Here is a 17358-nt window from a genome sequence, read left to right as displayed (position 1 = left end):
TCTATTTGATGTGACTTTGAATAATGTCGCGATGTTTGCAAAAAAGATACCTATAAATGTACGAGAAAGGGATTTATTTATGAATTTGGTGGCTGGACCGATAATCTTGTGTAAAATAGGGATAAGTGGATACCAGCTACTTTAAGATTTAATGATAAGCAAGAAGCTATAGAGTTCATATTAGGATTTGCAAACAAAATTAAGGTTGTTTCGTCAAAAGATCTTCCAAATAAAGTCGCGACATTTGTAAAAAAGTTGCGAAGAAAGTAGTTTAATAGATGGAGTGAAACTGGTTTTTCATTCCATATTTAATTATTTATTTGCATAATAAAAGTATGAATAATTCGGTATTTGTTAAGTGTAAAAAAGGGCAGGAAAAATGATGGATGTATAGGAGAGAGGGGTTAAAATGAAACCTGAAAGTTTGATTAGAGATATTATAAACGAGATTGGAAGTATAGAGAATTTTGATCTAAAACGAGAAGTCCAAAATAGTGAATATGAAGGCTTCCTTTTAATAATGAATAAACACGTTTACAGAAGTAGACTTGCTAAATTAACTCCTAAAAAGAAGGGGTTTTTTGTTGCATTTTGGGAGAAAGATACTAAGGGAATCAATCAAGCTTATAGCTATGAGAATTCACCAGAAAAATTAATCGTATCCGTCATAGCTAACGAGAGGCGGGGGCAATTTATTTTCCCTAAAAAAGTGCTTCTTAAATATGGAATCTTGAAAAGTCCCAAGCAAAAAGGGAAAATGGCACTTAGAGTTTATCCGAGTTGGGTAACTGAATTGAATACAAATGCTGCTAGGACTCAATCATGGCAAGCAGAATATTTTATTGATTTATCAGATGACTTTGAAGTTGAAAAATTAAAGGAATTGTATTTTTTATAATAACTGATATTAAGGAGAGCTATTTTCAAATTCGCAATTGATGGCTTTCTTTAACGATTCGCCTACCGAAATTATCAATCTTTTTTATAGGCTCTTTACGTAAAGATTGTTGTTATTAGCAAAACAAATTCGAACAGATGTTGATTGTAGTGAAAGGTACGAGACTCCTGCGGGAGAAGCGTATTGAGGGAGACCCCCCGTAAGTGCAAAGCACTGAGGAGGCTCCTGAGACCGCCCGCGGAAAGCGAGTACCTGCAACGGAAATCAACCCAAGATATTGATGTAAATATCATTTAAAAGCAACAATGTATGCGAAAACAGCCTTTTTATAAAATGCTCGTGCAGAGAAAAATAATCTCCTCCCTTTTGATCAATCTTTGTTCAAAAGGGAGGAGATTATTTTATGATGAAATCAATGTTTTAAACTAAATTTTAATCGAATTGTATTTCAAACCAACATTTGATAGGAGTAAGACCCACTACTGAAGTCATCGCTTAAGTACATAACAGACGTCTAAAAAATAGGTTCCAGTTCAATCCCTAGAACGCTTTTTAGACTAGATTATTTATTTAATTAATCTAGTTGGTGATTAAGTCCGAATTTCGCTCGTATTATGCTACTGCCATACCCTATGAGTCCTCCAACAATAGCAGGAATTATCCACCCTAGCCCTACCTCGTACATAGGAAGAATTTCATTAAAGAAATTATTAATGAGTGAAAAGTGTATGCCAGCTTCATTTAATCCATCAAATAAACTAATAATAAATGTTAAAAGTAAGCTTCCTTGATAAACTTCAGCTTTCCCTTTAAATAAAGAATGAAGAAATGTTAAGAAAATTAATACAATCGCTAATGGATAAATCGCTGTTAATACAGGGACAGAAATAGCAATTAACTGTGTTAGCCCGATATTAGCAACTATTGCACTAAAAATAGATAAACTAATAGCCATTGTTTTGTATGATACCTTTGGAAATAGTTTATGGAAGAAAGAAGAACAAGATGAAACTAGTCCTACGCTTGTTGTTAAACAAGCGACTGTTATCATTAATCCTAATAATATCCCACCATAAGCACCAAAATAGTAATCCGAGACTTTTGCTAGGATAGCACCTCCATTATCTAAGTGCCCAAGTTTTACTACACTTGAAGCACCCATGTAAGAAAGAGCTGTATAAATGATTGCTAGGATAAAGGCAGCAATACCAGTTGCTTTTCCACAAACAATCATAATTTGTTTTTTTGTTTTTGCACCTTTTTCTTTAATAGCATGAATGATAATGATGCCAAAAACAAAAGATGCTAGTGTATCCATGGTTAAATAACCTTCTCTAAATCCATTAAAAAACGGTTGAACTGTATAATTCTTAATAGGTGCTTGAAAATCTCCAATTGGATGAACAAAAGCAACTATTACTAGGATTCCAATAAACGTTAACTTAATTGGTGTTAAAATCTTCCCTACAATTTCGACAATTTTCGCGGGATTGAGCGAAAAAAGGCACGTAATGCTAAAAAAGATAATTGTGAAAATAAGTAAAGGCAAAGAGCCTGAATTTTCAGGTAAAAAAGGTTTGACACCTATCTCAAAAGAAACGTTTCCTGTTCTTGGCATAGCAAATAAAGGACCAATTGCTAAATAAAGAACCGTTGTGAATACAATCCCAAACACAGGGTGCACACGACTTGCTAACGATTGTAAATCATCTTTCCCCGAAAAACCAAGTGCTAACACACCAAGTAATGGTAATCCAACTCCTGTTACTAAAAAGCCTGCATTAGCTGACCAGATATTTATTCCAGCTGATTGACCAAGCATTGGTGGGAAAATTAAATTCCCTGCCCCAAAGAATAGAGCAAATAACATTAAACCAATAACTACTATAAATGAAAACGGTACTTTATTAGACAAATTAAACCCTCCATAAAATAACTGGAATTTACTATTTTAGAAAAATATTAATTTTTCTAAAAATTAAACATAAACTAAATTTATAAGATCGTATCGTATTATAACCGGATAAAATTAATATTTCAATATTTTTTTATTATATACCTTAATGACTATATCCTCAAATTCAATTTGCTTTCATCTCATCAAAACGGTCTTAACTCTTTTGTTCATCAAAGCAACCCCTAACATAGTTTGAAATCCCTTGAAAAAGCGAGTATACGTGAGCATTATATTTTAGACTAACGGAGTTAAGTGGTTGCACTAGAACCGATGGGCATTTGAAGAGTATTCATAAAAAATATTTGATTTTTTTATGAAGAAATAATTGGATGAGTAATTTATGTTAAATTGAACCTTAATAGTGGAGGTAAATAAATATTATTTTTAAAAGAACACCCACATTTTATTTTCATATTGGAGAACGACCTCAGTTTGTTGATGATTTAGCCGACATAGATGACTCTTCTACCGAATTGTTAATTCGAGGGAAAACAAAGATTATTGATAGGCTAAAATATCTTTTAAGTTGCAAAAACTGTGGATTTACACAGTAAACCAAAATTCAATTATAGGGCGCATTTCTGTAACATAAATTGCACTCTCTTTTTTGTTTTGGACCATATCGTTGAGGAAATAGAAGGTATATGTGATTTTTTATCTCATCAAAATCAACATAATAACCCATTAAATACATTAGATCGGTCTAGTTGACAAAAAACGTGAGTTAGTGAAAAGCTTGTCTAAGGGAATGAGGCAGCGTCTATTATTCGGTCAATCAATTTTAGCCAAACCAAATGTTTTGTTACTGGATGAACCGACAAACGGATTGGATCCCTACTGGGTAAATCAATTCGTTGAAATTTTTAATCAGATTAAAAAAAAATGGTACAATCAACGTTTTTTCTACTCATATTATGGATGTAGCAGCTGAGACGGGGGAAGTCATTGAGTCAATCAAGAATGAGAACGAAATAAAAGAGACGACGATGAAATTGATGAAGCTTCATCGTCAATGAGAGTAGCTTTACCACACCTTACCCAAGTGGATAAAGCTATTTTTCATAAAGAATGTTTATTTAGATTTTGCTATATATTTTGTAATGTCAACTTCAGAATTAGATCTCTGGCCCTCTAAATTACACCAAGGTTATTTGTCGATTTCAGTCTGCGAAATTTGAGTTAACATGTATAAATTATCAATAAAAAAGAGAATAGACACTTAGTCAACGTGTGTTTATTCTCTTCATAAACTATTATTTGTAGGTCATGCGCCGTTCAATTTCCTTTGCAATTTTCATGCTTGTCTGTTTGTATTCTTAGTTGGAATCCTCACTTCTTTTGCCAGCATTGATATCGATTGATTTTATCTTTGTTGTATAGGAAACAAAAAGGCGATATAATATGATTGATGTACCAACAATAGGGGGCAGGCAATGAACAAACAAGAACAGCTAATAATGAATTTCAGAGACTTATTTGACAAGATGATTTGGCTTAATAAGTATAAAATGGAAGACAGTCTTAAGGGGTATAAGCCTTCTGAAGTACATTGTATTGAATCCATTGGAAAAATTGTAGATGCCAATGTTACAAAACTTGCAAAGTCCCTTTATATGACTAGAGGTGCTATAAGTAAATTATCTAAAAAGCTTATAGAAAAAGGCCTTATAGAAACCTACCAAAAGCCTGATAACAAGAAAGAGATTTATTTTAGACTTACTGATCAAGGAAAAGTCATTTATAATATTCATGAAGAACTGCATAAAGAGTTTCAAGAACGAGACAGAGTCGTATTTGAACAAATTAATGAGGAACAATTTGACAGTATGCTTCGCTTCGTGGAGAAGTATAGTAAACATTTGGATGCAGAAATAAAGAAACAAGGCATAGCTATTAATTGAATCAGAAAGATTAGAAAATGAAATTGCAGGCAGTCCAACTCTTTTAAGAGTGGACTGCCTTTTTCATCACTATTTTTGTTGAACAAGAAACAAAACGATGTTATATTTTGTTGACGGGGAAACAAATATTTTCTGAGAGGAGAATAATATGACAAAAGATAAAGTAAAGGAACCAGGGTTACCAAAAGAAATTCTCGCGGCTTCCTGGGCGATTGCACTTGGGGCAATTGCTCCAATGCTTGACTCCACTATGGTGAACATCGCAATCGATACACTGATCAAGGATTTCAATACGACATTAGGTATTGTTCAATGGTCTATTACAGGGTATGTTTTAGCCCTTGCTATTGCAGTTCCAGTATCTGGATGGCTTATGAATAAATTTAACGGAAAGAAAATTTTTATCGGCGCAGTCATCGCTTTTGGTGTGATTTCAGTTTTTATTGGCTTTAGTTGGGACATTTTCAGTTTTATTTTCTTCCGTTTACTTCAAGGATTTAGCGCTGGGATTATTACGACGCTTATGATGACACTGTTGGTTAAAACAGCAGGACAAGAAAGGCTTGGGAGAGTCATGGCAATCGTCAGCACGCCGATGATTTTCGGCCCAATCTTCGGACCTGTCATCGGAGGCTTCATCGTTCAAGGTGCTTCATGGCATTGGATTTTCTTCATCAACGTAATCATCGTTTTAATTGCTGCACCACTTATGATGAAATATATTCCAGACTTTGAACCATTCAATAAAGATAGTAAACTAGATGTTTTGGGGATTATCAATTTGTCCTTAATGAGTGTAGCATTGATTTACGGAATTACGAAAGCAGCGGACCATGCATCATTTAATAATAGCCAAACTATCCTATGGGTGGGGATTGGCTTTGTTTTAGCAGTAATGTACCTTGTATATGATCGAATCAGAAAGAATCAAACCGTGCTTCCGATGAATTTGTTTAGACAGAAGACCTTCTTAGCATCAAGCATCGGTTTGTTTTTAGCGAACATTGCCATCATGGGACCGATGATAATACTTCCATTGTTTTTTATAAACATCCATGATTTCACGCCTATCCAAGCATCGCTTGCGCTAATTCCTCAAGGGGTTGGAATGCTTGTTACTCGACCATTGATTGGTAAACTGATTGACAGGATCGGTGCAAAATACGTGGTTATAGTTAGCCTTTTTATTTCACTTATTGGCTCTATTCCGCTTGTTTTTATTACCGATGAAACAAGTATGATTTGGATGTCCATCATATTATTCATACGTGGTACTAGTTTTGGAGGTATTAATCTTCCGTTGATGAGTGACGCTTATACAGGACTTGACAGCAAACAACTTCCGGAAGCAGGTGTGGGCATTAATATTATTGAAAACCTTGGTTCAAGCTTTGGTTCGGCTGCTATCGCAACAGTGGTTGCAACTGTTATGATAGGATTACAGCCTACGGTTTTCAATGGTTTAAAAGCTTACCATGCCGGATTCTTAGTGTCCGCTATTGTCACAGCAATGATCTTTGTTCCGAGTCTATTCCTTACAGATAAAAAGAAGAATAATAATATAGGGTAGAACTTAAGGACAATGTTCAGAATTAGTTCAGCAAACGGGCGCGATTGTTATATAAGCGTCGCTGTTCTTATTAAACTAACGAGTTCTTTAGTTGAAGATCATCGAGTTGCTAAAGCAGCTCTTTTTTCTTATTGAACTAACGGGGCAGGATAGTTCAATAACATATTTGTGTTTTATCATTTAACTATTGAGATAGATGAACGAGGAAATAGAAATAATACATTTTTATATTTGTTTCGATGTACCGTATCATAAGTTTGGCGAAATTGTTGGCTTTATCCACTCAAGGGCGAGGAGATGACAATAGCCTATTCACCGCCCATGTATCTAAAGAAGGCAGGATTGGGGAGTGCCTTTATCCTGCCTTTTGGGTGTTATATGTTTTCTACTGTACTAAATTATCCAAATCCGGCTGCAATTTGTTCCGTAAAACATATAGCATGATAGCACCAACAAGGAATGAGGCGGCATCTGCAATGACGAGTGACCAGATTATTCCATGGAATCCATTCATGTGATTGGCGATAAACAACACAGGAATCAGAGTAATTCCTTGAATAATTGACATAATAAACGCGGCAGTTCCTTGTGCTGTTGCTTGGAATATACCCGTAAACAACGTGGTCATTCCTGTAATGAACAAGGATAAGAACGTTACATGCAGAATGTAGCTTCCCATTTCAATTAATTGTGGTTCATTCGTAAATAAACCAATTAAGTGATCGGAAATCAGATAGACGATAACGCCGAATACGAAGGCTAACGCCACAATCGCTTTGATTGTAAATCCGATAGTATGCTTCATGCGTAATTTATTCGCTGTAAAAGAAAAGGCAACGAGCGGCACTACTCCCTCGCATAAGCCCATCAGAATAAACTCAGGAAATTGCAATAAACGTGATGATATTCCGTAAGCAGCCACGGCCTGATCCCCATATTCGACAAGAAAATGGTTTAAGATGAGCGACATTGCACCCAAAAAGATACTCATAATAAAGACGGGAACTCCGATTTTGAATACATTGCCCAGAATGTCCTTGGTAGCCTTGAACCATTTTGCGGAAACGGTTAAGAATTGGCTTTTGTATCCTATATGAAAAGCGTAGAATGCACTCGCAACCAAGTTCGAAATCACCGTAGCGGACGCAACGCCGGTCACGTCCCAATGGAAGACGAAGATGACTAGCGCATCTAGAATAATATTCACGACAACGCTGAGAATCATACCAATCATCGACGTGATTGCTGAACCTTCTGAGCGCACGATATTCTCCAGTGTGAAGAACGATATGACAAATGGCGAGCCTATAAGCATAATCATGACATAGTCCTTCGTAAATTCGAAGGAGTCAGGCGTTGCCCCTAGGCCATGAACGATTGGATCGATTAACGGGAGGCCGACGGCTATCACGATAAGACCAAGAACTAAGCTGCTGTAAAAGGCGAATGAAGACACATGCTTTACATCATCATATTTTTTCTCTCCTAGCAAACGTGAGATGAATGTACTACTACCCATGCCAATCAAATTTCCTAGCGCCATAATGATCGCGAATAATGGCAAGGTTAATGCGAGTGCGGTTAACATGGCAGGACTGTGGAGCGTACCAAGGAAATAGGCATTCAAGATGGAATATATGACACTCATTGACGTGCCTAGCATCATCGGTACAGCGAAGTGAGCTACAGCTTTTGCGACCGGTGCTTTTTCAAAGTAATAGAGGTTTTCTGCATCCATGTGGATCACTTCTTTCTTTTTTATAATCATCTAACAGTGTTAGGTTGAACCTTACAGTGTTAGATGTTATCATGAACCTATGAATCTGTAAAGTATAAACTTACACTGTTAGATGAAAGGGAGGATACCAATGAAAAAACAGCAGCCTCAGATTTCGGAGGATAAGATTTTAGAAACCTCGTGGGAGCTTCTTGGAGAGGAGGGCATCGAGAAATTCAGCATGAGACGATTGGCTGATAGGTTAGGGATTCAGGCTCCCTCTTTGTATTGGTACTTCAAGAGCAAACAAAATCTCTACCAGCGTCTGGCCAACCAGGTATCGAAAATAATTCTGGAGGAATTCCACTCCGAGGGGGACTGGAAGGAACAGCTGACGGCGCTTGCGGTAACGGTACGGAGCGTGCTCAGCCGCTATCCCTGCTCTACGCAGATCATGATGATGATACTGCCCCACGAACCGGATATCATCCGGTTCACCAACCGTATGCTGCTCTGCGTGGAATCGACACCGCTTGAGCAAGAGCAAAAAATGCAAGTGGTTACTACGCTGGTGAACTATGTCTACTACTTCGTTCTAGACGATTATCAGCATGAGCGTAATGTCTCCGCTATCCTTAAGGCCAAAGAAATACCTCCGGGAGAGGAGATGATTCGCCTTCTGGACTCCATGAACGACACGGATGCGGGACTGTTCCGGCGGATGTTCACGAACGGGCTGTTTGAGCTGATGGGGACCGACAGGGCGTTTGAGTTCGGTTTGAAGTTGATTCTGCTCGGGATTGAGCAGGTGATAAAGGAGCAGGAGAAGTAGAAGTAGAAGTAGAAAGTAAAAAAACGCTCATCCAGTATCTAAAATTTCAATACTGTTGCAGCATCATAACCGAAAATGTTTTGAGAGATTGTTTACTGAAACTATCAGGCGCAATTGTTGAACGAGATATTGGTAACCTTTCAAATTATTAGCAATCATTGACCAATCAATAAATTGTTTAATCCGTTTAATTGGCATTCCAGTATTTTTTAAACATAAGATCATTTCTAGATATTTAAGTGCTTCATCGTCAAAAACCCGATCCCCTTTTTCGTTTCTTTGAAGAAAAGGAAGCAGCCATTGATCATCGTAATAACGTAATTGAGAAATGGTTAAATGGTTGATTTTAGCAACTTGCCAATAGTATATTTCATAATGTTTTCCTTTGGAAAATTACCAAGGAATTCCTAAGCTTCTCATTTCGTGAACCTAAAAAAACATAATAATCCTTCTCAGCTAATTGACGCACAATTTCATATCCTATTCTTTTATTAGTATCCGTTACAAAAACAAATTTTGTCATATTTATTTCCTCCAATTTTCATATTACAAATAAAAAGATACAACCTAAACTTTAGTTGAGGTCAAGGGTTATCTAAATTATTTATAGGAAATAGTTTTTTTATAACATTTAATATTTATCATTTAAATAAATCGATCTTAATATTTTAGATATGAAGAGAATTTATTTGTTATCAGCTGAACGTGCTTAGCTTTACTCAAGGCTGCGAAACAACTACAGGGGAAGTTCAACTATCGGGGGCTTTGATCTAAGAAGGATTAGCGCTTTTCTGAAATAAGGAAAGCGTCTTTTTTAATGAAAAGGGCCATTTAATGGAATAATTTACTAAGATTGTGAATGGGCCAACTTGCAGGTTAATTGAGGATTGGTTGTAGTCCTTACTAGACAATTGAATGATACGTTTCTTTGAACTAAGAAAAAACCTCTCTTAATTCCCTTTAATTAAGGAATTTCACGAGAGGTTTGTTTTATGTGTTGCTTCGAAAAAAATTTCCGAGTATCTTCACGTATTTGTATGGATAAGACACTACCAAGCTCTTCATTTAACCATGAAAGTGTTTTATTACGTAAGTCATCACGCCTTTTTTCTTCCGCAGAGAGCATAACTAAATTGATGGTGCAAAAGGAGGGAGCTTGACAGTAGTTTTTTCTATACAAATAACCATTATCTTTAATATTTTCACATTGAAAAATAGGCTTAGGGCCTTCAATCGCTTCAATTACATCCCAAAAGGAAATATCTTTCGGAGACTTAGATAATCTATATCCTCCTTTTACCCCGGGGACAGAACTTACAATTCCAGCCTTAGATAATTTACCGAAAACTTTTGAAAGAAATGTCTCAGGAAGTCCTTGGAATTCTGCCAAATCCTTTATCCCAATACTATCGTTGGAAGGCACAACAATTAAATAAACCAGACAATGTAAAGCATATTCAACTCCGACACTATACTTTATGAAAATGCTACAATCAAAGAGGTGCGTGTAAATTAGTTGACGATAGTCTAATTAGACTATAACATTATGTGTAATAGTTTAATTAGACTATTGTAAATGAAAATGTTTCTTACAAATAAAAAAGAAGGATGAAAAAAATGGTTAAATCATTTTTAATGTTAGGACAGTCTAATATGGCTGGGCGAGGGTTTATTCACGAAGTACCTCCAATTTATAATGAAAGGATACAAATGTTGCGCAATGGTAGATGGCAAATGATGACTGAACCCATTAATTATGACCGCCTAGTTTCTGGAATAAGCCTTGCTGGGTCATTTGCAGATGAATGGTGTTGTAAAAATCAAGAAGATACTATTGGCTTGATTCCCTGTGCTGAGGGTGGAAGCTCACTTGAAGAATGGGCAGTAGACGGCGCACTTTTTAAACACGCAGTAAATGAAGCTAAATTTGCTATGCAGAATAGTGAGTTGACAGGGATTTTATGGCATCAAGGGGAAAGTGACAGCACTAATGGTAACTACAAAGTCTATTACAAAAAATTACTTGTAATCATTGAAACCCTTAGAAAAGAGTTGGATGTTCCAAATATTCCCCTCATTATTGGTGGTTTAGGAGATTTTTTAGGTAAAGTAGGGTATGGGAAAAATTGTACTGAATATAACTTTATTAATCAAGAGTTACAAAAATTTGCTTTTGAGCAAGATAATTGTTACTTTGTTACAGCTTCAGGTTTAACTTCTAACCCTGATGGTATTCATATTGATGCAATTTCTCAAAGAAAATTTGGTCTACGATATTTGGAAGCCTTTTCTAATAAGCAACATGTATTGAAGCCATTAATTAATGAATATGAGTTGATAAATCTTAATCATGCTAGAACACATACAAAAGCAGAAAAGATTTATATAAAAAGTTTGGATTTTGCACTAGGAAAAATATCATATGATGAATTTGAATCTCAACTCATACAAATCAACAATGATTAGACTTTATAGTTATGAAAGAATTATTAGCATAATTTAGAGAAAAAATATAAAGAAGGTCATTTTTTTGATACCATTATTAATTTTAGGTTTATTAAAGCAAAACCCAGGTTCTTACGGATATGAATTATTGGCTTTAATGGAAGGGAGACACTATAAGTATATAGTAAATTTCACAAAAGGGTCATTTTATTACAATCTTCGACAATTAGAAGAAAAACACTATATTGAAAAAGTTGAAGTTGTGCAAGTAGACAGCATTAGAGAGACGCATAATTATATTATTACTGAATTAGGAAATAAAGAATTTGAAAAGTTAATGTACAAATATGGTTCCAAAACAGAGTATATAAATTTATCTTTCTATGCAACAATGTTATTTACTAATGAATATAAAAGAGAAGAGCTAATAAAACTAATAGAAATACAAATTGCACAAACTAAAAAGAAAATTTTTTTATTAGAACAATCTCTTGAATATGATAAAATTCACCCTCCTTTTTTTAAAAAAATGTTGGAAAATTCACGTTCTCATCATTTAGTAAACGTGGAATGGTTTGAAGAATTATTAAATGATATGAGAAATGAAAATTAATAAATGCAGTTTAGTATCTTATTATCGCTAGTCATTTTTTGAGACAGTAAGAAAACACCTTATTATGCAGCCAGTTGACGGTATTATACCGAAGACTGGTTGTTTAGATTCGTTTGAATATCATGCGCATTTGTAGTGCTTATGGATCCGAACACTGGAGAAATCCTAACAATGGCTGGCAAACAGTACGCGAGAGATGGAAAGACTGGTAAGATGAAGTTTAACGATTTTGCACTGGGAAATATGACAACATCTTATACAATGGGATCGGTTGTAACAGGAGCAACCACTTTAACAGGTTATGAAACTGACGCGATTAATCCAGGGCAGTCAATGGTTGATGCTCCGATTAATATCAAAGGGTCACCACAAAAGCGCTCGTGGAAATATATGGGTATGATTAATAATTTGACTGCATTAAAGCAGTCATCCGATGTGTATATGTTTAAAACAGCTATTAAGATCGGAGAAGGCGAGTATCGCAATAATCAACTGTAGCTTTGTAAAAAAGATTGATAATTTGTAATAAAGTTTGATTAAAATCATTATAAAGATTGTGAAGATATGTACTTAAACTAACGGAGCAGTTTAGTTGAATAATATTCCTGAAGAAAAAACACCCTTCTTACAAAGGTTGCTTACATTTAGCTATTTCGTTTGGCTTTAACCTTCTGCTTTTGACATCAATAGCCCGCCACTCAATAGTATTTTTATTACTAAAAGTGATAGTCACTAAACTTCTCTTTGGATATGACCGCGTGTGTTTCTCCCCTCAACTATATGAAAAACTTAACAAAAAGTAATTTTTTTTATATTTTTCATATAGTTAATTCCATGATAACATTTATTAATAAAAGAGAGAGGGATGCTATGAAGGTAGGCCGGGGTATGTTAATCGCGACGAAGAAATTATCGCAGAAAGCCCGAATCTTGTAGCTCAGACAAGTGACCCAACTGCACATGCAGAAATATTGGGCAGTTAGAAAAGCATGCTAAAATTACAGACAGAACATCTGACAGTCTATGAAATCTATATCATGGCTAGTCCATGTCCAATGTGCTTAGGCTCCCTTTATTACTGCAGCTCGAAAAAAGTTATTTATATTACAACCCGTGAAGATTATGTGCCTTATCATAAAGATGATCGTAAATATTTTGAATTGGAAACTTTCTATGTTGAATATTGCAATTGCAAATCAGTCAATCAACGCAGACTACTTATGGAACAACATCAACATGGAGACGGCATCAAAGTATACCAACACTGGAATGAATTAAATAAATAAACGCGCAATAACAAGGGGGAAAGCAATTGGCAGATAAAACATATTGGTTAAAGAATGTTCAATTGGAGACCGGCTATCATTATCAAGATGGTGCAGTTACAGGAACTGATACAGAAAGCTTCCATGTGCAAGTTACGGCAGGAAAAATAACAGACATTGTTTCGGTGGACAAGCCTCTAGAAACAAATTTCCCTGAGAAAGACGCAAAAAACTATTTAATGTTGCCTTCCTTTAGAGATATGCATGTACACCTCGATAAAACATACTATGGTGGACCATGGAAAGCACCATCCATTCCAACGAAGGGGCTTATCACTCGTCTGGAAGAAGAAGAAGTATTGCTTCCAAAATTGCTTCCTGTTGCGACAGAACGGGCAGAAAGGTTACTGCACTTACTAACTAGTAAAGGCTCAACTCGTATTCGTGCACATTGTAATGTTGATCCGGTAATTGGCTTAAAAAATCTTGAGGCAACTTTACGAGCTGTAGAATCTTATAAAGAAAAAGCCGCTATTGAAATCGTTGCTTTCCCACAACATGGATTATTGCGCAGTGACTCCGTTCAGCTTGTTAGAGAAGCCCTGCGCAATGGAGCTTCGCTCGTAGGTGGGGTCGATCCGGCAACCATTGACGGAGATATTGAAAAATCGCTACAAACTGTAATGGAGCTTGCTGTTGAAGCAAATGTAGATATCGATCTTCATTTGCATGATGCTGGTCATCTAGGTATCTTTACCTTTAAACGGTTGGCAGCACTAACAGAAGAAGTTGGCTGGCAAGGTAGAGTCACAATTAGCCATGCATTGGCATTTGCCGATATTTCTCGTTCAGAAGTAATCGAAGTAGCTAAACTACTAGCTAAGCAAGGAATTTCAATTGCCTCTTCAGTTCCAATTGGTCATACCATACCAATCCCGCTGCTTCAAGAGGAGGGTGTCAATGTGTCTCTTGGTGTTGACAGCGTTATGGATCACTGGTCTCCGTTTGGAAAAGGAGATAACTTGGAAAAAGTAGGAACATTGGCAGAACGTTTTAATTTAAGTGATGAGCGTTCACTAGGACAAACCCTTAGGTATATTACCGGTGGCATAACCCCGTTAAATAAAGAAGGGGAATGTGCCTGGCCAAAAGTCGGCGACAATGCTGATTTCGTTTTTGTTGATGCAAGTTGTTCAGCTGAAGCAGTTGCACGGAGAGCAACAAGAAAGGCCATAGTGTTTAAAGGGAATTTTGTTACAGACAATCTTTCATGATTCGCTTAAGAAAGGGTAGATAATATGGACAATACATTTTGGATAACAAACGCCCTGTTAGAGAGTAAATATTCAAGAAATAGCGATATGATCACTGGCACAAAGACCGATTGCTGCCATCTGTTCATTCAGGATGGGAAAATCACAAAAATTATCGCTGCTAGTGAGACTATTTCAGACGATTTCCCACAAAAAGATGTAAACCGGGCGTTGCTTTTACCATCTTTTACTGAAAAACATTGTCATTTAGATAAAACATTGCTTGGCGATGAATGGCGTGCAGTAACACCTGTCAATCATATTTATAATCGACTTGAAATCGAGAAAAGAGTACTCCCTTCTCTAAAAACAACTACACAAGAACGGGCAGAAAAATTACTGGATATATACTTGAGAGCGGGAGTAACACATGTTCGCACCCATGTTGACATATATCCAGAGGTTGGATTGAAAAATTTAGAAGAAGTACAAAAAGCTTTGCAAACATTTGAAGGTAAATTATCATATGAAATTGTCGCCTTTCCACAACACGGCTTGTTACGTACAAAGGCACATGATTTGGTAAGGGAGAGCCTTCGCCAGGGAGCGAATTTGGTAGGCGGGGTCGATCCAGCTACAGTTGATGGTAATATTGAAAAATCGTTACAAGATATGGTTGAACTTGCTGTTGAAGGAAATGCTGGAATTGACTTACATTTACATGATGCGGATCACCTCGGCGTCTATACCATGAAAAGATTGGCACAGTTAACGAAAGAAGCTGGGTTGCAAGGTAAAGTAGCACTCAGCCATGCATTTGCACTTGGGGATATCTCACAGGCACATGCAGAAGAAATGGCAGAAATTTTGGTTGATGCAGGAATTTCTATCATTACCAGTGTACCACTTGGAAGAAAATTCCCTCCTGTAGGCTTATTGAACAGGAAAGGAGTCCCTGTTTCTGTAGGATGCGATAATATTTTCGATGTCTGGTCACCGTTTGGAAATGGTGACATTTTGGAACGTGTTGGTCGTTTGGCAGAGATTTCAGGGTGGGCTGATGAACGTTCATTGTCACAGACACTTAGATTTATAACAGACGGGAAAACTACTTTGAACGATGAAGGCAAGCAGATTTGGCCAAAAGTCGGAGACGAAGCAAACATTGTCTTCGTTGAAGCATCTTGTTCTGCCGAGGCTATTGCCAGAAGATCCAATAGAACCGCTACGATGTTTAAAGGCAGAGTAGTTTCAGGTAAAATATAGGTAAGGAAATCCTTGAGACTTCTTCTAATCTAATTCTCCATAATTGCTAAACAACCTAATTATAGTAGCATTTATGGATGTAGATGGGGGCGTACTTTCTTTAAAGTATAAAAAAAGCCAGAGATCCTAGTGGATTTCTAGCTTTTTTTCATTTTAAATATTTTTTTACAATGTTTGATTGTAATTGACATCAATCTTCCGCTTGTTTTACCTTTTTTTCTATATTAAATTTAGGTTCTTCTAAGCGATAAGCTTTTGCAAAAGCAATCCCTGCTGATGCCGCTATACCTGTTAACCCGTACAACGTTATTCACCTAATCCCTGATTTTTTATTGTTTCAGTAAGAGTAGCGAGCGCTTCATTTTCATCTGGTCCAGACGTTACAATTGTGATTACAGAGCCATTTGGAATACCAAGAGCCATAACACCCATAATAGATTTTAAGTTTACACTTTTTCCATTAAACACAAGATTCACATCAGATTTAAATTTTGTTGAAGCCTGTACTAACATGGTTGCTGGACGTGCATGAATGCCTGACTTTTCTATTACTGTATAGTTTTTTTCTACCATGTAAATCAATCTCCTCTGTTTTTTTTCTTAGTTTCATTATTATCTCCATCCCCAAAACAAGTGATCTTCTCGGGACTGGAATAGTCCAACATCAATTTGATTTGTTAATTAGTGAGGTATAATATCCTTTACTGTACATCAATATCTTTTAAATAATTTACCTCTGAAGTGGAAGCATCAAAATGAGCAATTGCAATTTATTCATTAAAAGCTATTTTATCTAGAGTAACCAATACTTAATCCACCACATTGATTCCTTTATTGGCATACAGCGCTTTAACATCTGGTTTAACATGTTCAGTAATGAGATAGGTTAAAGAATCAGATGGGCATACAATGTGATTAGAAACGGTATCTAGTTTATCAGATGTAACCATGGCTAATACTTCAGTAGAAACGGATACCATTTTTCGTTTTACTAAGGCTTCCGATATACTGGGAATGCTGATTCCGATGTGAGGATCGATATTATAAATCCCCATAATATATAGGTCGGCCCTAATCATGTTCAGCGTTTCCACTGTGTCAATCCCCAAGTTGACCATCGACTCTTTAAATAAGGTGCCGCCAATCATGTTAACTTCAACATAATCGTAGTTGGATAATGCCATGGCAATGGGGGGGCTGTTGGTAATGACCGTTGCCTTCAAGGATAAAGGTAGGTTGTTTACTAGGTGTAGGTTCGTTGTCCCCCCATCGATCAGCAAGACCATGTTATCTTTTATAAAATCAATCGCTTTAAGGGCCAAATTGATTTTTACTTCATTGGATATATTTTGTCTCGTAGAAAAATCAACCACTGGGGGCCCAACCCTCAGTGCCCCGCTATGAACTCTTTTCACTAGACCCTGGGTATCCAACTCCTTTAAATCTCTCCTGATCGTATCCTCTGAAACAGACAGACGTTTACTTAAATCGCTGGCGATTACTTTATGTTCATCATTTAAGAAGTGTAAAATCTTTTGTTGCCGTTCTTCTTTTAACATTTTTCATTTCCTCTCTTGTTATTTCTTTTAATTTAACATAGTTTTTTTATTAAGCAAAGACAAAGACGCAAAAAAATGCACA

18 protein-coding genes and 3 pseudogenes are annotated in these 17358 nt (G+C 36.3%); 13 read left to right on the top strand and 8 right to left on the bottom strand.

The annotated features are described in order from the left end of the window. Positions 1 to 129: 129 nt before the first annotated feature. Positions 130 to 270 (top strand): hypothetical protein, encoded by a 141-nt coding sequence (locus tag AC625_RS28740; RefSeq protein WP_483824136.1) that lies wholly within the window; start codon positions 130 to 132, stop codon positions 268 to 270. Between the two features lie 139 nt (positions 271 to 409). After that, positions 410 to 898 carry a MepB family protein gene (locus AC625_RS12710; protein WP_049681599.1) on the top strand — a complete coding sequence of 163 codons (489 nt, stop codon included), beginning with the start codon at positions 410 to 412 and terminating at the stop codon, positions 896 to 898. Positions 899 to 1472: 574 nt separating this feature from the next. Here the strand turns inward: AC625_RS12710 and brnQ are convergent. After that, a complete protein-coding gene (brnQ, locus tag AC625_RS12705; protein ID WP_049681598.1) occupies positions 1473 to 2813 on the bottom strand; it encodes a branched-chain amino acid transport system II carrier protein in 1341 nt (446 codons plus the stop codon). 790 nt (positions 2814 to 3603) lie between these two features. Between brnQ and AC625_RS25905 the strand changes: the two genes are divergently transcribed. From AC625_RS25905 to AC625_RS12690, 4 genes are all read left to right on the top strand, one after another. Next, complete coding sequence (locus tag AC625_RS25905) at positions 3604 to 3786, top strand: AAA family ATPase (RefSeq protein WP_245645100.1); 183 nt, start codon at positions 3604 to 3606, stop codon at positions 3784 to 3786. Continuing rightward, on the top strand, positions 3710 to 3871 hold the full coding sequence (locus AC625_RS27840; RefSeq protein ID WP_245645125.1) for a hypothetical protein: 162 nt from the start codon (positions 3710 to 3712) through the stop codon (positions 3869 to 3871). The genes AC625_RS25905 and AC625_RS27840 overlap by 77 nt, the downstream gene beginning before the upstream one ends. A gap of 417 nt (positions 3872 to 4288) precedes the next feature. After that, positions 4289 to 4756 carry a MarR family transcriptional regulator gene (locus AC625_RS12695; RefSeq protein ID WP_049681597.1) on the top strand — a complete coding sequence of 156 codons (468 nt, stop codon included), beginning with the start codon at positions 4289 to 4291 and terminating at the stop codon, positions 4754 to 4756. 148 nt (positions 4757 to 4904) lie between these two features. Next, complete coding sequence (locus tag AC625_RS12690; RefSeq protein WP_049681596.1) at positions 4905 to 6326, top strand: DHA2 family efflux MFS transporter permease subunit; 1422 nt, start codon at positions 4905 to 4907, stop codon at positions 6324 to 6326. Positions 6327 to 6711: 385 nt separating this feature from the next. Here AC625_RS12690 and AC625_RS12685 read toward each other — a convergent pair whose 3' ends face one another. Next, entirely contained in the window at positions 6712 to 8064 is a 1353-nt protein-coding gene (locus AC625_RS12685; RefSeq protein WP_049681595.1) for an MATE family efflux transporter, read from the bottom strand. Positions 8065 to 8194: 130 nt separating this feature from the next. On the opposite strand from AC625_RS12685, the gene AC625_RS12680 reads away from it, so the two are divergent. Then, a complete protein-coding gene (locus AC625_RS12680) occupies positions 8195 to 8875 on the top strand; it encodes a TetR/AcrR family transcriptional regulator (protein WP_049681594.1) in 681 nt (226 codons plus the stop codon). Positions 8876 to 8977: 102 nt separating this feature from the next. Here the strand turns inward: AC625_RS12680 and AC625_RS25900 are convergent. The 3 genes and pseudogenes from AC625_RS25900 to AC625_RS12675 all read right to left on the bottom strand — a co-directional run. Further along, a pseudogene (locus tag AC625_RS25900) lies at positions 8978 to 9244 on the bottom strand (MerR family transcriptional regulator); the annotation flags it as partial. A 25-nt stretch (positions 9245 to 9269) separates the two neighbouring features. After that, a pseudogene (locus tag AC625_RS26795) lies at positions 9270 to 9398 on the bottom strand (SDR family NAD(P)-dependent oxidoreductase); the annotation flags it as partial. A 441-nt stretch (positions 9399 to 9839) separates the two neighbouring features. Next, positions 9840 to 10355 (bottom strand): RrF2 family transcriptional regulator, encoded by a 516-nt coding sequence (locus AC625_RS12675; protein ID WP_049681593.1) that lies wholly within the window; start codon positions 10353 to 10355, stop codon positions 9840 to 9842. A gap of 137 nt (positions 10356 to 10492) precedes the next feature. On the opposite strand from AC625_RS12675, the gene AC625_RS12670 reads away from it, so the two are divergent. The 6 genes from AC625_RS12670 (at position 10493) to AC625_RS12650 (ending at position 15717) form a co-directional block, all read left to right on the top strand. Beyond that, positions 10493 to 11341 (top strand): sialate O-acetylesterase, encoded by an 849-nt coding sequence (locus tag AC625_RS12670; RefSeq protein ID WP_049681592.1) that lies wholly within the window; start codon positions 10493 to 10495, stop codon positions 11339 to 11341. A gap of 64 nt (positions 11342 to 11405) precedes the next feature. After that, positions 11406 to 11933, top strand: coding sequence for a PadR family transcriptional regulator (locus AC625_RS12665; RefSeq protein ID WP_049681591.1), 528 nt, complete (start codon positions 11406 to 11408; stop codon positions 11931 to 11933). Between the two features lie 141 nt (positions 11934 to 12074). Continuing rightward, positions 12075 to 12431 (top strand): penicillin-binding transpeptidase domain-containing protein, encoded by a 357-nt coding sequence (locus AC625_RS12660; protein WP_082191084.1) that lies wholly within the window; start codon positions 12075 to 12077, stop codon positions 12429 to 12431. 491 nt (positions 12432 to 12922) lie between these two features. After that, entirely contained in the window at positions 12923 to 13219 is a 297-nt protein-coding gene (locus AC625_RS25895; RefSeq protein WP_218971221.1) for a tRNA-specific adenosine deaminase, read from the top strand. 26 nt (positions 13220 to 13245) lie between these two features. Continuing rightward, entirely contained in the window at positions 13246 to 14472 is a 1227-nt protein-coding gene (locus tag AC625_RS12655; protein ID WP_049681589.1) for an amidohydrolase family protein, read from the top strand. 24 nt (positions 14473 to 14496) lie between these two features. Beyond that, positions 14497 to 15717, top strand: a complete 1221-nt coding sequence (locus AC625_RS12650) for an amidohydrolase (protein ID WP_049681588.1) — start codon at positions 14497 to 14499, stop codon at positions 15715 to 15717. Between the two features lie 211 nt (positions 15718 to 15928). On the opposite strand, the pseudogene AC625_RS28600 reads toward AC625_RS12650, so the two are convergent. The 3 genes and pseudogenes from AC625_RS28600 to AC625_RS12640 all read right to left on the bottom strand — a co-directional run. After that, positions 15929 to 16021 (bottom strand): annotated as a pseudogene (locus AC625_RS28600) (hypothetical protein); the annotation flags it as partial. Positions 16022 to 16023: 2 nt separating this feature from the next. Then, positions 16024 to 16290 (bottom strand): phosphocarrier protein HPr, encoded by a 267-nt coding sequence (locus AC625_RS12645; RefSeq protein WP_049681587.1) that lies wholly within the window; start codon positions 16288 to 16290, stop codon positions 16024 to 16026. A 236-nt stretch (positions 16291 to 16526) separates the two neighbouring features. Further along, a complete protein-coding gene (locus AC625_RS12640; protein ID WP_049681586.1) occupies positions 16527 to 17276 on the bottom strand; it encodes a DeoR/GlpR family DNA-binding transcription regulator in 750 nt (249 codons plus the stop codon). Positions 17277 to 17358 lie beyond the last annotated feature (82 nt).

Source organism: Peribacillus loiseleuriae, from assembly GCF_001183985.1.
Taxonomy (GTDB): Bacteria; Bacillota; Bacilli; order Bacillales; family DSM-1321; genus Peribacillus; species Peribacillus loiseleuriae.
The sequence above is the reverse complement of the archived record's forward strand: the minus strand, read 5'-3'. Positions and strand labels throughout refer to the sequence as shown.

Coding starts and splice junctions, on each gene's coding strand:
- AC625_RS12710 (WP_049681599.1), top strand. CDS start 410: ATGAAACCTGAAAGTTTGATTAGAGATATTATAAACGAGATTGGAAGT.
- AC625_RS25905 (WP_245645100.1), top strand. CDS start 3,604: ATGAGGCAGCGTCTATTATTCGGTCAATCAATTTTAGCCAAACCAAAT.
- AC625_RS12695 (WP_049681597.1), top strand. CDS start 4,289: ATGAACAAACAAGAACAGCTAATAATGAATTTCAGAGACTTATTTGAC.
- AC625_RS12690 (WP_049681596.1), top strand. CDS start 4,905: ATGACAAAAGATAAAGTAAAGGAACCAGGGTTACCAAAAGAAATTCTC.
- AC625_RS12685 (WP_049681595.1), bottom strand. CDS start 8,064: ATGGATGCAGAAAACCTCTATTACTTTGAAAAAGCACCGGTCGCAAAA.
- AC625_RS12680 (WP_049681594.1), top strand. CDS start 8,195: ATGAAAAAACAGCAGCCTCAGATTTCGGAGGATAAGATTTTAGAAACC.
- AC625_RS12670 (WP_049681592.1), top strand. CDS start 10,493: ATGGTTAAATCATTTTTAATGTTAGGACAGTCTAATATGGCTGGGCGA.
- AC625_RS12660 (WP_082191084.1), top strand. CDS start 12,075: ATGGATCCGAACACTGGAGAAATCCTAACAATGGCTGGCAAACAGTAC.
- AC625_RS25895 (WP_218971221.1), top strand. CDS start 12,923: ATGCTAAAATTACAGACAGAACATCTGACAGTCTATGAAATCTATATC.
- AC625_RS12650 (WP_049681588.1), top strand. CDS start 14,497: ATGGACAATACATTTTGGATAACAAACGCCCTGTTAGAGAGTAAATAT.
- AC625_RS12645 (WP_049681587.1), bottom strand. CDS start 16,290: ATGGTAGAAAAAAACTATACAGTAATAGAAAAGTCAGGCATTCATGCA.
- AC625_RS12640 (WP_049681586.1), bottom strand. CDS start 17,276: ATGTTAAAAGAAGAACGGCAACAAAAGATTTTACACTTCTTAAATGAT.